Annotated in this window: 15 protein-coding genes and 1 pseudogene; 6 read left to right on the forward strand and 10 right to left on the reverse strand. The window is 39.1% G+C overall.

Annotated elements, in window-relative coordinates; genetic code table 11:
• Position 1: 1 nt before the first annotated feature.
• The 7 genes from phoP to GKR74_RS11080 all read right to left on the reverse strand — a co-directional run bounded on the left by phoP (position 2) and on the right by GKR74_RS11080 (position 5,985).
• On the reverse strand, positions 2 to 676 hold the full coding sequence (gene phoP / locus GKR74_RS11050; protein WP_154603602.1) for a two-component system response regulator PhoP: 675 nt from the start codon (positions 674 to 676) through the stop codon (positions 2 to 4).
• 189 nt (positions 677 to 865) lie between these two features.
• Positions 866 to 2,236, reverse strand: a complete 1,371-nt coding sequence (gene purB, locus GKR74_RS11055; RefSeq protein ID WP_154603603.1) for an adenylosuccinate lyase — start codon at positions 2,234 to 2,236, stop codon at positions 866 to 868.
• 17 nt (positions 2,237 to 2,253) lie between these two features.
• Positions 2,254 to 2,880: a high frequency lysogenization protein HflD gene (hflD, locus tag GKR74_RS11060; RefSeq protein ID WP_181477243.1), complete on the reverse strand. Its 627-nt coding sequence runs from the start codon at positions 2,878 to 2,880 to the stop codon at positions 2,254 to 2,256.
• Positions 2,881 to 2,882: 2 nt separating this feature from the next.
• The gene (gene mnmA, locus GKR74_RS11065) at positions 2,883 to 4,004 is read right to left on the reverse strand and encodes a tRNA 2-thiouridine(34) synthase MnmA (RefSeq protein ID WP_154603604.1); all 1,122 of its coding nucleotides are present in this window, start codon (positions 4,002 to 4,004) and stop codon (positions 2,883 to 2,885) included.
• Between the two features lie 83 nt (positions 4,005 to 4,087).
• Positions 4,088 to 4,537, reverse strand: a complete 450-nt coding sequence (locus GKR74_RS11070) for an NUDIX hydrolase (protein WP_154603605.1) — start codon at positions 4,535 to 4,537, stop codon at positions 4,088 to 4,090.
• The gene (rluE, locus tag GKR74_RS11075) at positions 4,530 to 5,180 is read right to left on the reverse strand and encodes a 23S rRNA pseudouridine(2457) synthase RluE (RefSeq protein ID WP_154604391.1); all 651 of its coding nucleotides are present in this window, start codon (positions 5,178 to 5,180) and stop codon (positions 4,530 to 4,532) included. The genes GKR74_RS11070 and rluE overlap by 8 nt, the downstream gene beginning before the upstream one ends.
• Before the next feature lie 151 nt (positions 5,181 to 5,331).
• Positions 5,332 to 5,985, reverse strand: coding sequence for a hypothetical protein (locus tag GKR74_RS11080; RefSeq protein ID WP_154603606.1), 654 nt, complete (start codon positions 5,983 to 5,985; stop codon positions 5,332 to 5,334).
• Between the two features lie 545 nt (positions 5,986 to 6,530).
• Between GKR74_RS11080 and icd the strand changes: the two genes are divergently transcribed.
• Together icd and GKR74_RS11090 are read left to right on the forward strand one after the other, a co-directional pair.
• Positions 6,531 to 7,784: an NADP-dependent isocitrate dehydrogenase gene (gene icd, locus GKR74_RS11085; protein ID WP_154603607.1), complete on the forward strand. Its 1,254-nt coding sequence runs from the start codon at positions 6,531 to 6,533 to the stop codon at positions 7,782 to 7,784.
• Between the two features lie 469 nt (positions 7,785 to 8,253).
• Complete coding sequence (locus GKR74_RS11090; protein ID WP_154603608.1) at positions 8,254 to 9,012, forward strand: YnfC family lipoprotein; 759 nt, start codon at positions 8,254 to 8,256, stop codon at positions 9,010 to 9,012.
• 95 nt (positions 9,013 to 9,107) lie between these two features.
• Here the strand turns inward: GKR74_RS11090 and GKR74_RS11095 are convergent, their stop codons facing one another.
• The gene (locus GKR74_RS11095; protein WP_154603609.1) at positions 9,108 to 9,488 is read right to left on the reverse strand and encodes a DUF805 domain-containing protein; all 381 of its coding nucleotides are present in this window, start codon (positions 9,486 to 9,488) and stop codon (positions 9,108 to 9,110) included.
• Positions 9,489 to 9,965: 477 nt separating this feature from the next.
• Between GKR74_RS11095 and GKR74_RS11100 the strand changes: the two genes are divergently transcribed.
• Positions 9,966 to 10,724, forward strand: coding sequence for a YnfC family lipoprotein (locus GKR74_RS11100; protein WP_154603610.1), 759 nt, complete (start codon positions 9,966 to 9,968; stop codon positions 10,722 to 10,724).
• 7 nt (positions 10,725 to 10,731) lie between these two features.
• Here GKR74_RS11100 and GKR74_RS11105 read toward each other — a convergent pair whose 3' ends face one another.
• Positions 10,732 to 11,301, reverse strand: coding sequence for a cytochrome b/b6 domain-containing protein (locus GKR74_RS11105; RefSeq protein ID WP_154603611.1), 570 nt, complete (start codon positions 11,299 to 11,301; stop codon positions 10,732 to 10,734).
• A gap of 222 nt (positions 11,302 to 11,523) precedes the next feature.
• Between GKR74_RS11105 and GKR74_RS11110 the strand changes: the two genes are divergently transcribed.
• A complete protein-coding gene (locus GKR74_RS11110; protein WP_154603612.1) occupies positions 11,524 to 11,913 on the forward strand; it encodes a nuclear transport factor 2 family protein in 390 nt (129 codons plus the stop codon).
• Between the two features lie 82 nt (positions 11,914 to 11,995).
• Here the strand turns inward: GKR74_RS11110 and GKR74_RS11115 are convergent, their stop codons facing one another.
• Positions 11,996 to 12,838 carry an MBL fold metallo-hydrolase gene (locus GKR74_RS11115; protein ID WP_154603613.1) on the reverse strand — a complete coding sequence of 281 codons (843 nt, stop codon included), beginning with the start codon at positions 12,836 to 12,838 and terminating at the stop codon, positions 11,996 to 11,998.
• 208 nt (positions 12,839 to 13,046) lie between these two features.
• On the opposite strand from GKR74_RS11115, the pseudogene GKR74_RS11120 reads away from it, so the two are divergent.
• Together GKR74_RS11120 and GKR74_RS11125 are read left to right on the forward strand one after the other, a co-directional pair.
• Positions 13,047 to 13,400, forward strand: a pseudogene (locus GKR74_RS11120) (GlpM family protein).
• A 150-nt stretch (positions 13,401 to 13,550) separates the two neighbouring features.
• A complete protein-coding gene (locus GKR74_RS11125; protein ID WP_154603615.1) occupies positions 13,551 to 13,946 on the forward strand; it encodes a hypothetical protein in 396 nt (131 codons plus the stop codon).
• Positions 13,947 to 13,982: the final 36 nt, after the last annotated feature.

Raw genomic sequence — 13,982 nt, forward strand, 5'->3', positions numbered from 1 at the left:
ATTAGCTGTTCACATCGAAACGGTAGCCTTGACCGCGAACAGTCACAATCACTTCTTGGGAATGGAACTGTTGGATTTTTTTACGTAAACGCCCCATAAGCACATCGATGGTGTGGCTTTCGCGTAATTCTGCGTCTGGATAGAGCTGGCGCATAAGGGAGTCTTTACTGACCACTTTTCCATTATTACGCAGCAAGGTTTCAATAATCGTGTATTCAAATGCGGTGAGTTTGACCGACTCGCCGTTAACCGTAAATTCTTTGCGGGAAAGGTCGATAACAAAATTTTCAAGTTCAAGCACTTGGGAGGCTAACCCGCTGTTACGGCGCATCAACGCTTGCATCCGCGCGACCAACTCTTCTAATTGAAAGGGTTTGGTGACATAGTCATCTGCGCCACTATTGAGCGCTTGAACCTTCTCTTGCCAACTTTCTCGTGCGGTTAAGACGAGAAGCGGAATGCTGACATGGTTGCTGCGCCAGCGTTTGATCATGGAAAGCCCGTCTTCATCAGGAAGACCTAAATCCACGACTGCAATATCGGGATGGCTTTCATTCAGAAAATAGTCCGCTTCTTTTGCATCTTCAGCAGAATCCACTTGATGACCTAATTCTTTGAGTTGAACCGTTAAATGGTGACGAAGTAGGGCGTTATCTTCGACGATAAGAATGCGCATCTGAGAACCTCACATAAAGAAAGCATGCAAATGATAATATTATAGTGAGTATGGTAGAAAGAGATGGGATAGGGAACAAGATCTTAACTAAATATAAGTCAAACAGATCGGAAAAATAGTCGAATCTGAGATTTTTTGGAAAGGAAAAAAACAGGCGACACGAATGCCGCCTATTTTAATAACTATTGATTACTTGATTTCATCAATAAAATTAACTGCATAGCCAATATAGTTAGCTGGCGTCATCGCTTTCAGACGTTCTTTTTCGCTTTCTGGAAGCTCTAAACCATCGATAAACTGTTTCATGCCTTCTGCGGTAACGCGTTTACCACGAGTCAATTCTTTCAGTTTTTCATATGGTTTTTCGATGCCATAACGACGCATTACGGTCTGGATTGGCTCAGCTAGGACTTCCCAGTTTTGATCTAATTCATCCAGTAAGTGCTGTTCGTTAACTTCTAACTTGTTCAAGCCTTTCATTGTGGACTGGTAAGCAATCAGGGCATAGCCTAAACCGACACCTAAGTTGCGCAGAACGGTTGAGTCAGTCAGGTCACGCTGCCAGCGAGAAACTGGCAATTTGCTTGCTAAATGACCTAATACAGCGTTTGCTAAACCTAAGTTACCTTCTGAGTTTTCGAAGTCGATAGGGTTAACTTTGTGTGGCATGGTGGATGAACCAATTTCACCGGCAATGGTTTTTTGCTTAAAGTGATTTAAAGCAACATAGCCCCAGATATCACGGTCAAAGTCCAGCACGATCGTGTTAAAACGTGCAACGCAATCAAACAATTCTGCGATATAATCATGCGGTTCGATTTGCGTGGTGAACGGGTTCCATTGAATGCCTAGTGAGGTCACAAACGTTTCACTGAATTCGTGCCAGTTAACTTCTGGGTAAGCGGCAATGTGAGCGTTATAGTTACCAACGGCACCATTGATTTTACCTAAGATTTCCACTTGTTCTAACTGGCGGAATTGGCGCTCTAAACGGTACGCAACGTTAGCAAATTCTTTACCAATAGTGGATGGTGTTGCTGGCTGCCCATGAGTACGTGACAGTAAAGGTAAAGTACGGTATTCGTGCGCCATCGCTTTAACTTTATCAATGATTTGACGCCATTGTGGCAGTAAAACTTCTTCACGAGCAGTTTTCAGCATCAATGCATGGGACAGGTTGTTGATGTCTTCAGAGGTGCAAGCAAAGTGAATAAACTCAGAGACCGCATGTAGAGCAGGGATATGCGCCACTTTTTCTTTCAGGAAATATTCTACTGCTTTAACGTCGTGGTTAGTTGTGCGCTCAATTTCTTTGATACGCATTGCATCTTTTTCGCAGAAGTTCGCGACGATTTCATCTAAGTAAGCGATTGCGTTGGCATCAAATGAAGGAACTTCTTTGATTTGAGCGGTTGCAGCCAGTTTTTGCAGCCAGCGAACTTCAACTTGCACACGAAATTTCAGTAAGCCAAACTCACTAAAAATAGTGCGTAAAGCGCTGACTTTATCACCGTAACGGCCGTCAATCGGGGATACAGCGGTCAGTGAGGATAATTCCATTGGTAGCAACTCCAGATTTATAGGTGAGACAAAATTTGTTTCGCCTGATTAGACAGACGGCTTCGAGAAAACATCAGTTGGAGGCGACTTCCACCAACTTGCTGCCAGAGAACTGCGCAGCGAATACCTGCGAGCAATGTGGCTCTAACTTTGGCTTGAACAACGGTATTTTTCAGAATATCAGGGGAGCCAGTCACTTGAATACGGGGGCCTGCGGGACTGACTACATCCACATAAATTCCGGCGAGTGCGTTAAAAACACCTTCAGACATCGGTTCGAAATAGCTGGCTTGACGCTCAAATTGCTCAATTCGTTGACCGAGTTGGTTCATGGCATTGTCATCTTTGCTTAAGCGGCGCTCTAATGCCATGATGCTAAGCATATAGCGGGTCATTTCCGCAGAGATCCCGCTATTACCCCCGGTTAACATACCCAGCAGGGCAGTTAAACCGGTTTTTAAATTCGCTTCGTCATTACCGAACACATCCAGCGTGGTGGATGGATTCATGTTGGTCAGGCTATCGACCATGGTTTTACCATCTTGCTCATTAAAGGTACCTTCATGAGCGAGCTTTTGTACCATCAGACTTGCTTGGCAGATACCCGCTAAAGCTAGCGTGATATCGTAATAGTTTTTAGCCACATTTACTCCTGAATACGGGCTTCAATAACGCCGCCACCGAGGCAGACTTCGTCGATATAAAATACCGCAGATTGTCCCGGAGTAACAGCCGCAACCGGATAATCGAAAGTGACTTGGATTTTCTCGGCACTCAATGGGGTGATTGTACAAGGGATATCCGCTTGACGGTAACGGGTTTTCACCACGCAGCGCAATGGCTCCGTTAGCGTTTGTCTATCGACCCAATCTAATTGCTGAGCAATTAAGCCAGTAGACATTAAACGTGGATGTTCATGGCCTTGCGCCACAATCAATTGATTGTTTTCAACGTCTTTATCCACCACATACCATGGTTCTTCAGAACCGTCTTTGGTGCCGCCAATGCCTAACCCTTTACGTTGACCTAATGTGTGGTACATCAACCCTTCGTGCTGGCCAATGGTTTCACCGTCAACGGTAACGATTGGACCCGGTTGAGCAGGGAGGTAGCGACCAAGGAAGTCACGGAATTTACGCTCACCGATAAAGCAGATTCCGGTAGAGTCTTTTTTCTTCGCAGTCACTAAACCAATTTCTTCGGCGATGCGGCGTACTTCTGGTTTTTCTAATTCACCCACAGGGAATAAGCTTTTTGCCACTTGTTCATGGCTGAGGGTATACAAGAAGTAGCTTTGGTCTTTGTTGTTATCTAAGCCGCGTAATAGCTGGCTTTTGCCGTCAACATCACGGCGACGAACATAGTGACCCGTTGCGATATAGTCTGCGCCCAGATCTTCGGCGGCAAACTCTAAGAAGGCTTTAAATTTGATCTCTTTGTTACACAGAATATCCGGGTTTGGGGTGCGACCCGCTTTGTATTCTTCTAAAAAGTGTTCGAATACATTGTCCCAATATTCAGCGGCAAAGTTGATGGTGCGCAGTTCGATACCGAGTTTGTCGCATACCGCTTGCGCATCTGCAAGGTCAGTCGCTGCGGTGCAGTATTCTTCGTTATCGTCTTCTTCCCAGTTCTTCATAAACAGACCGACCACCTGATACCCTTGCTGCTTGAGCAGGTAAGCGGAAACGGATGAATCAACACCACCGGACATACCGACGATGACCTTAATTTGGCTGTTATCTGATTTGGTACTGTTATTTGACATGGGAAATAGTCTCAATGCGGAAAAATCAAGCCCCATACTTTAGCACGTTGCCCCCTTGTTGCACCAGCGTTAGGAGAATAATGTTACTCGTAATGATCACCGAAGGCGGCTAAAACGCTTAAAGGATAGCGAGTACCTTCTTGGTAGCAGCGGATACTTTGGGCAACTAAAGGGGATCGAAGGCATTGGCTAGTCAGAATTTCTTCTGCGCTAACCCAATGACAAGCACTGATATCATCATCGTGAGGATGAGTTTCACATGGAGCATCCAGTTCAAGGGCGAATAAGACACGAATAAATTGGGTTTTATCGGGGGCTATCCATTGATGAATTTTAATTAATGTCTGAGGCTTACCAATAATGCCTGTCTCTTCATACAGTTCACGAACGGCAGCTTGTACTAATGTTTCATCGGCTTCAAGGTGTCCTGCGGGTTGATTCCATGTGGGTTTGTTATTAATCCACTCTTCGACCACTAAAAAACGCCCTTGGGCATGGACAATGGTGGCAACGGTAACATTGGGTTTAAACAACAGTGACCTCCTTCCATTCGCCGGAAGATAAGTTATCGAGCGTAAAATTCCCCATGGCGTAGCGTATTAATCGCAATGTGGGAAAACCAATATTGGCAGTCATCCGACGAACTTGTCGATTTCTTCCTTCATAAAGCGTGATCTTCAACCAAGAAGTAGGGATGTTCTTCCGCTCACGGATCGGTGGAACTCGCGCCCATAACCATTCTGGCTCACTGACTAATTCGATGCCTGCGGGTAGGGTGGGTCCGTCATTTAGGGTTAATCCTTGACGAAATTTTGCGAGCGCGCTTTCATCGGGAATGCCTTCTACTTGAGCATAGTAGATTTTTCCTGTTTTTTTCTGCGGCTGGGTAAGCTGAGCTTGTAATTTGCCATCATTGGTGAGGACTAACAGACCTTCACTATCTCTATCTAAACGTCCCGCGGCATAAACATCAGAGATGGGAATATAGTTTTTTAACGTTTCCCGTCCTTGCTCATCTGTAAATTGCGGTAGTACATCAAATGGCTTATTGAAAATAATCACTTTACGTGGCTGGGTTGAGCGTGCCACGCGAGAAGATGAATTCGTTGCCAATGAACGATGTGGCTTTGACGGTGAGGATGTGTGCTTGGTGCGGTTACGGTTAGGTGCGTTCATCATTATTTATTGAAAGTCATTTATGTAATGCGCAATAGAATAGCGATATTTTGGCGATAAAGTAAGGCTGTCTTGGTTGGTTATTTAAGGGAGAGATATGAGCAATCAACAGGCAGCTCTCCCTTGATTTATGGTGTTATTGATTTATAGCTTATTGATTTATTTCATCGATAAAATGAGAAAAAGCGATAAATATTCGTTCTATCAAATGCACACAAAGAGCGTGTTCTTCATCTGTATAATTAATGGTATCAATTAATTCTGCATCACTGCCCATGGCATGACCGGATTCGTGAGCCAAATGAATCTCACCGCAATATTTCAGTGGTATTGGCGATAATTTAGCGATTTGATTGACGTAAGTGAAGAATGTACGCCCTGTTGCTTCCATACTTTCAATGACAGCTAAGCGAATTTTAGCCGGTTGATTGACAATGGCGCTGATTAATTCATAAACGAGCTTACGGTTAGCTTCCATTTGTGGCGACCATAACCATACCAAGGTATCCGTAATAAGTTGTGGCTCATTCATTCGCAATGTGCGGAGATCATCGATATACCAATACCAATGGTCGGAATCTTCTAAAGCATGATTATTGACCGCTATCTCTAAATCATCTTGAGGATTTTCAAAGGGAAGAATGTATTTATTAATGTCCCCAAAGGCCAAAATAAAGAATGTAAGTTTCGGTAAAAATGCCAGTGACTCTTTGATGGGTAAGGATGGGTTGATGGGTTTTAGAAAAAAAGGATGCTGTAAGAAGATTTTTTGCTTGAGATTGATTAAGTCCGATAACTTTTCCATATATTCACCTTTTATATTATCTTGAATTAATAATTATATTTTTAATAAATAAAAGTTTATCTTTCTTAATCTATTACGGTATTTCATTATTTATTTAAATAGAATTTAATCAAATTGGCAATAATTTAAAATTATTAAAAATCAATGCGATTTTGGTTTGTGTGCATTAAAACCATTAAGTACGAATAATTTAATTAAATCTATTAAATCATAAAGATAATATGACAATATATTAATTTCTGTGAGCAGTACGAATGTTTGGGTAGAGTATTTTAGATAAGCTATGGAATAAGGCCGTTCAGTATTTAGGTGGTTATTTAGCTTAGCATTTGACTTTTTAGAGTATTGATGTTTGTTTTAATGGTATGATTTAATTGAAGTTGTTTTGATTTCATTGAGTGTTTGGACACGAAGATAATGCGTTAAATGCGATCTGCATAAAAGCTTAGCTTAGTAATCATTGGCGTTCGACGCAGATTGCAGTAGTATTGACAGGTCTCTTACAAAAAATTAACAAGCAAAATACGCAAGTGAAGGAGAGGTTAATGGATAGCAAAGTAGTAGTTCCGGCAGAAGGCGCTAAAATTACCATTGATTCAAAAGGCAAATTACACGTTCCGAACAACCCAATTATCCCTTTCATTGAAGGTGACGGTATTGGGGTTGATGTCACTCCAGCAATGTTAAAAGTTGTCGATGCTGCAGTTAAAAAAGCCTATAACGGTGAGCGTAAAATTTCTTGGATGGAAATTTATACGGGCGAAAAATCCACTCAGTTATATGGCAAAGATGTTTGGTTACCGCAAGAAACCCTCGATTTAATCCGCGATTACCGCGTTTCTATTAAAGGCCCATTAACCACTCCAGTTGGTGGCGGCATTCGTTCCCTCAACGTTGCACTTCGTCAACAGCTTGATTTATACATCTGCCTACGTCCAGTACGTTACTATAAAGGGACACCAAGCCCAGTTAAACAGCCTGAACTCACTGATATGGTGATCTTCCGTGAAAACTCAGAAGATATCTATGCAGGTATTGAGTGGAAAGCGGGCAGCGCAGAAGCAGACAAAGTGATCAACTTCCTGCAAAATGAAATGGGCGTGACGAAAATTCGTTTCCCACAAGATTGCGGTATTGGTATCAAGCCATGTTCTGAAGAAGGCACAAAACGTTTAGTTCGCGCGGCAATTGAGTATGCGATCGATAATAACCGTGATTCAGTGACTTTAGTTCATAAAGGCAACATTATGAAATTCACTGAAGGTGCATTTAAAGATTGGGGTTACCAATTAGCACAAGAAGAATTCGGCGGTGAATTAATCGATGGCGGTCCATGGGTTAAAATCAAGAATCCAAAAACTGGCAAAGATATCATTGTTAAAGACGTTATCGCGGATGCATTCTTACAACAAATCCTGCTGCGTCCAGCAGAGTATGATGTTATCGCGTGTATGAACCTAAATGGTGACTATATTTCTGACGCATTAGCTGCACAAGTTGGTGGTATTGGTATTGCACCGGGTGCAAACATCGGTTCTGAATGTGCACTGTTCGAAGCAACTCATGGGACTGCACCGAAATATGCAGGCCAAGATAAAGTAAACCCAGGTTCTATCATTCTGTCCGCAGAAATGATGCTGCGCCACATGGGTTGGGTTGAAGCGGCAGACTTAATCGTTAAAGGTATGGAAGGCGCAATCGCGGCTAAGACTGTAACTTACGATTTCGAACGTCAATTAGAAGGCGCTAAGTTACTGAAATGTAGCGAATTCGGCGACGCAATCATTAAACACATGTAATTTGTTACGTAGTGTGAATAATAACGGGAACCTAAAAGCTCCCGTTTTATTTTGTCTAAAAAAATTCTTCTGCAAAACCCCTGCAAAACTATTCTGCAAAACCGGCTACAAAATAAGCGCTATTTTATCGCTAAAACCTGTTGAAAGTTATATTAATTAATCCCGTTTCGTTTTGAACCAATAACCGCCTAGTGCGGTTTTTTATTAAATTTAAATAATTAAATAGGTATAAATACGTGTAAATCTTATTACCTAAAGATTATCTGAATGCAACGTGAAGAGATTTAACAAATAAGTGTTTATACGTATTTGTTGTTTTTTTATAAAAAATGGCGCTGGAAGTTAGTTTGATAAATGTTAATATGACTAGGATTATTTGTAGTAAAATTAATGATGTAAATAAAAATTAGAAAAGAATAGTTATAAATTTAGAACACAGCAAATTAGCAATTCTGAGGTATAGAATTATATGAATAACAAATACTTAGCTTCAATTGTTCAATTGGCATTATTTACCGTCTCTTTCCAATCTGCTGCATTTCAAAAAAATGAGTATAACCCGATCGTTTTTAATCTTGCTCAACTCTATGATTTTAATCCAGTTAAAGGCAATATCAAAGAATTGAATACCTTTGTTTATAATGAGGATGAAAGCATTAATTACCAATCTGCGTTAAAGGTTGGTCGTGATGGTTGTGTTGATAGTTTTACAATGAAACAAAAAAAAGATGAATATTTAAATAGCATTGATAACTGGCTTTCAATCAAACGAGAAAAAAATAAATTGGTGGGTTCAGATGCGAATGGGCCAGTTGAAATGGAAGTGGCTGCGAATTGCTTGATTATTTCCAGAACTGATAGTAACGGAAAGTTAATATATCAGTACAATAATGATGGGATAATTATAGGCTCAATGAGTGCAGAGCCTAAAGTTCAATACAGCGAAAACACGTATAACAAAAATAACCTTCCTGAGACGATAAAATATTATAAAGATAATATTGTGTTCTCGGAAAGTATCATTAGTTACGGCAAGGACGTAACAAAGCCATTTGATCTTCAAATGGAAATTAAGGCACTTGGATTGCCAATCTTAGTTGTCGATTCTAAATGTGATTATGACAAGCAAAATATTGCACACAAATGCAATTTTATACTCACAATCGTATCAAATGGAAAAACAATAAAGTTACCTAAAAGAAGTGTTACGGAAACTGTATTTTACTAGCGGCTAATGGATTGAAGTAAATAGATTAAAGATGCTATGAAGAGAGTTTTAAAAGACGGTTAAATAAGCCCCTTACTTAATAAGGGGCACTATTTTTATGCTTTTGGATCTGCGCCAAAACGGTTATCGCCTTTAGTACCCTCTAAGCACATGAAGACGAGCAATACGATCGCACCAAATGGGATAAATGAGATTAAATACCACCAACCTGATTTTTCAGTATCATGTAAGCGACGGACTGATACAGCAATAGAAGGGACGATAGTGGCTAACGCATAGATCCCTAATAAAATTCTAGCAATCATTCCTAATCCACCCATTTCACCTGTTGTGTAATCAACAGATGAAATGATCAATGCATATAGAACCATAATGATGATCATGTTAATAAGAGTAAACATCCAATACTCTTTACGTCTAGCACGACCTTCGAAATTAGCATAGTTGTTCTTGATGACTTCTAAATACCAATTCATGTTTATTCCTTAACGAAAAATTGAGTGGTGAGTATAGGTAGAACTTAAATTTGTGTAAATCAGCATTATCTGTATATTTCAATATAACAGTAAGATAACTCTCAATAAATTAATTTATCTTCCATGAGATAATCTGTTAAAAACAGGCATACTTGCGAAACTTTACATTAATTCTAGCAGCTTATTTCACTTTGCTAAAAGATTGTGCTGGTTTTTTCTTATTTTAAAAATGTATGACTTAAATGAAAATAGTTTTATGTTAGAGATAAAGATAGTATGGCCGAGAGCATTTGTATGATAGCGCGTCTAAGCTCTAAATTTCTTGAGCTCAGTGAGGTAGTCTACCTTTAACTTTAAACGTAAGCACAGTAAAATTAGGCGCATCCTTCTGGTGGTGTTTTTACGTATAAAATTTCAAGTTCATTAAAATAAATAGTAATTTAACTATCAGAATAAATATAAAAATTAGAGGGCAGCATGAATATTAAGTTCTTATCGCTGGCTTCCAGCATAACAACATTTTTTTTACCATTTCAGGCCGGTGCAGTCCCTATGGATAAATATAACCCGGTTGTTTTTAATATGGCTCAACTGTATGATTTTAATCCAGTAAAAGGCAATGTTAAGCATGTTAAATCTGTCGTTTATAATGAAGATGGTTCTATAAACTATGAGTCAGATTTGAAAATAGCAAAGGATGGTTGTATAGAAAGCTTTAGCATGACTCGTACAAAAGATGAGTATATCAACAGTGTACATAATGAGCTTTCTGTTAAACGTGAGAAGAATAAATTGATTGGTCAAGATTCTAATGGGCCAGTAGAAATGGAAGTTGGAAATAATTGTTTAATTCTATCTAAAAAAGACTCCGATGGTAAATTAACCTACCAGTATAATGCTGATGGTTTCATTAATAGCTCATGGGTCGCGGAACCTAAAACTAAGCTCAGTACGTTTCACTATGATGAAAATAATCGCTCATACAATGTTGCCTATTACAATGATAATAAATTATTTTCAGAGATTTCCGTAAGGTATACGAGTGATGAAACTAAGCCGTATGATCTTATTCTAGAAGTTAAAGTGCTCGATCAGTCTGTGCTAACTGTTGATACTCAATGTGAGTATAACCAGCAGGGCGTGTCGCATAAGTGCCAATTTGTATTGACACTTATTTCGGATGGAAAGCAAATTACATTGAAGAAACATAGTACGACGGATGCTTCATTCTATTAACTGTAGGTTAATGGGGTGCTTTTCTCCATAGGATAAAATGCAATAATCCCATGAGACCATGCCCCACAATATAAGCTTCGATTAACCCCGTGAGTGTTTTATGAATATTTCTCGCTTCAGGGGCTAATGGTGAGTTTTGCCACCATAAAATAAACCAAGTCACACCAGAAAGGACAACTAGCGCCAATGCACCCAATCCAAGCCCTTGGACACTTGTTGCTAACCCTTTTGGTGAGCTGTCGGGAAGCTTTAAATTAAATAAGCTTTTGACATCATTTTTTATCTGAGTGAGATCCCCCCATAAATAAGGATAGAAGTATTTAAATCCTCGATTTGAAAGGCAGATAAAAATGAGAATAGTCGCCAAAAATAATAAACAAAGCCCAATGATAATGTGTAGCCAAGTAAAATAATACGCAAGCCCACTTGCTGGGATCACGCCACTTTTACTGACAGACATCCAATTGCTGATGATAATTTGGCCAATGACCAATAAAAATATCATGCAATGAGTTAAGCGAACGGCGGGTGTTTGATAAATACCAAAAAACTGCCAAATAGATTTAAACAGCTTCATATTATTCCTTAAAAGAAATCTTTCTCGATTACTCTACGTTGTAGTCTTTCTACTTATGAAATTCAATAAGTTTGTTTTGATGATAAAAATTAGATGAATGGATTTGCTTAATGTAAATAAGAATTATTTTTATTCTAATAAAGCAGTGTGATTGAAAGTCATGTGAGTTGGCCAAATATAATATTAAGAAATGAAAAAATAATATTATATAGAGGAATAGGCATGAATAAGATGGTATTTGTGGAACAGGCATTGAAAGCGGTTCTTGGTAAACAAATTGGGGATTTGGTAGTAATTAAACAATTTTTTTCATCGGATTATGTGCAAGTAGTTGATGGGAAATTGATTGACTTCACTGAGTTCTGTACGCATATGCAAGTGTTAAAAGAAGCCACCGAGAGCATCACGATAGACATTAAGTCAATTGCAGAAGGTGAAAACTGTGTTCATACACAACATATTGCGAGAGCAATAAAGAAAGAGGGCACAGTGAGTGAATTTGAAGTATTTGCTTGTTTCCATTTGATGAATGGAAAAATTATTCGATGTGAAGAGCTGACGAGAATGTTATCAGGCTCAAAACACGATAATGATCTGGGCTCAAGAACATAAATATATTTGTAAAGGCAATCAGTATGAAGCCATGTAGCTAATATAAATGCTATTTCAATTAGCTACATGATTAAGTGTTATTTTATGCAGGGTAGATGAGTTGCATGCCGGCTCCGACCTCTTGAACAGGGGCGTGTTTCGCTAAATGAATTTTGGCAGCCAAGTCAGTGCAATGGCATGGGTGGATCTGCAATAAATTCTGTTTTTTAAAATAGTCACTGGTTTGGTTTAACAGCTCATCGGAAGCTTGTTGTAAATGAAATCCGCCAATGACAGTCACAATTTTGTCTATTTTGGTGACTCGCTTAGCATGCTCGACAATATTACAGATCCCTGAGTGTGAGCATCCCGTAATAACAATCAGCCCTTCGGAGGTTTTAATCGCGAGGGCGCTATCATCAAGAACATAATCATCAACGCTGTTGTTATGTTCATCGATAGTTTTACCTACCGGCTCTTTCCCTTCAAATGTGTTATTTCTTGGGATCTCACCTAAGAAAATCACATTCTCAGAAACAGAGTAAGCACCTTTGGTTTCAACAGTATCAAAGTAGGCTGTTAAAACATTTTTTGGAGTATTCGCGCCAATAACTTTTGAGTGATAACTTTTAGGTTGCAAAGCGTCTGGGTGATAAATCAATTTTTTGGATTGCTGGGATTCAACATTTCGGCGGTCTAAATATTGAATAAGGTGATTAATTCCCCATGTATGATCATTATGACCATGGGATAAAACGAGGTCAGTAATTTGAGCAAGGTCGATATTGAGGATATTGGCATTGTTAATGAAAACGTCGGAATAGCCAGTATCAAATAGGATTTTTTTACCGTCAGCTTCAATGTGGTAGCAAACTGCGGGTTCACCACAGAAATAGCTGTCAATCAGGGTGTTGTTATCAACGAGTACAGAAATTTTTATTGTCATTTTTATCTCTTTAGTTGTTTCATTATACAAAGAGGTTATATCAGAATAATGGCAAAAAATATTCAACCATCGATAAACATATAGGGTGTAAAAAATCACATGTCTAAATATGTGATCGGGAAAGGATTGTTCATGAAAGCTAACTAGTCAATGTGAGTAGTTTAGAGTGATAATCAGTACAATTACTCTTAACCCTATTGAGTTTGCTATGATTTCTTTATTAATAAAATGCCTATTTGGTGCACTTGCTGTTTTAGTTATTGCGATCCTCTCGCGAAGCAAAGTTTATTATATTGCGGGATTGGTTCCTTTGTTTCCCACTTTTGCATTAATTGCCCATGTGATTGTGGTTCAGGAGCAAGGAGCGGAGGCCTTAAGAAAAACAGCATTATTTGGTTTATGGTCATTAATCCCTTATGCAATGTATTTAATCACTGTTTATGTCTTTGCAACCAAATTAACACCGTGGATTTGTTTAAGTTTAGCAACATTGATTTGGATAGTCACTGCAGCTGTTTTAGTGTATTTCTGGCAGCTTACCCAGTGAAATTTATCAATTTAACGCCTTCGTGGCGTAAACCAAATAAAAAATGCGATTTTTAGCATTTAAATTCATATACAACATTTCTGTGTTAGATTTGCACTCGAATTATTTTTTAGACGATTTATAATAATACTTAGTGTGTTCTAATTCGCCATTCTATAGAGAAAAATGTTACTAAGAGTCCTTGTATTATTATTAGTTGCTGGCTGTTCCTACATAGCAGGTGTGATGACAGAAGTTTCTTCAGATACTGAGATGGACGCGGAGAGTAAAGTCAAAAGCGCCGTTGAAGATTTTCTGGTATATCCATCAGCCGCAACATACAAAAATGTGAAATATCATGTCCTGAATCAGAATGAAGAGGGCGATGAGACTGGCTACTATTGTGGTGAAGTTTTTGGGTTTGAAGATGGTTTACCTTACGGATATAAACGATTCATTGTTCGTTTACATAAAAACAAAGATGGTAAAACAGTGGTATCTATTCCACTGGTTGAAAAAGTTGATGACATTGTCCCCGTTGAACAATTTGACCCGATCTGGGAACGTTATTGCAATCGATAGTCATAAATCATAATAATTAAAAGGCAGACTAGTCTT

This window comes from Providencia sp. wls1914, from assembly GCF_009706645.1.
Taxonomy (GTDB): domain Bacteria; phylum Pseudomonadota; class Gammaproteobacteria; order Enterobacterales; family Enterobacteriaceae; genus Providencia; species Providencia zhijiangensis.

Coding starts and splice junctions, on each gene's coding strand:
- GKR74_RS11090 (WP_154603608.1), top strand. CDS start 8,254: ATGAATAACAAATACTTAGCTTCAATTGTTCAATTGGCATTATTTACC.
- icd (WP_154603607.1), top strand. CDS start 6,531: ATGGATAGCAAAGTAGTAGTTCCGGCAGAAGGCGCTAAAATTACCATT.
- GKR74_RS11100 (WP_154603610.1), top strand. CDS start 9,966: ATGAATATTAAGTTCTTATCGCTGGCTTCCAGCATAACAACATTTTTT.
- GKR74_RS11105 (WP_154603611.1), bottom strand. CDS start 11,301: ATGAAGCTGTTTAAATCTATTTGGCAGTTTTTTGGTATTTATCAAACA.
- GKR74_RS11080 (WP_154603606.1), bottom strand. CDS start 5,985: ATGGAAAAGTTATCGGACTTAATCAATCTCAAGCAAAAAATCTTCTTA.
- GKR74_RS11125 (WP_154603615.1), top strand. CDS start 13,551: ATGTTACTAAGAGTCCTTGTATTATTATTAGTTGCTGGCTGTTCCTAC.
- phoP (WP_154603602.1), bottom strand. CDS start 676: ATGCGCATTCTTATCGTCGAAGATAACGCCCTACTTCGTCACCATTTA.
- purB (WP_154603603.1), bottom strand. CDS start 2,236: ATGGAATTATCCTCACTGACCGCTGTATCCCCGATTGACGGCCGTTAC.
- GKR74_RS11095 (WP_154603609.1), bottom strand. CDS start 9,488: ATGAATTGGTATTTAGAAGTCATCAAGAACAACTATGCTAATTTCGAA.
- GKR74_RS11115 (WP_154603613.1), bottom strand. CDS start 12,838: ATGACAATAAAAATTTCTGTACTCGTTGATAACAACACCCTGATTGAC.
- rluE (WP_154604391.1), bottom strand. CDS start 5,180: ATGAACGCACCTAACCGTAACCGCACCAAGCACACATCCTCACCGTCA.
- mnmA (WP_154603604.1), bottom strand. CDS start 4,004: ATGTCAAATAACAGTACCAAATCAGATAACAGCCAAATTAAGGTCATC.
- GKR74_RS11110 (WP_154603612.1), top strand. CDS start 11,524: ATGAATAAGATGGTATTTGTGGAACAGGCATTGAAAGCGGTTCTTGGT.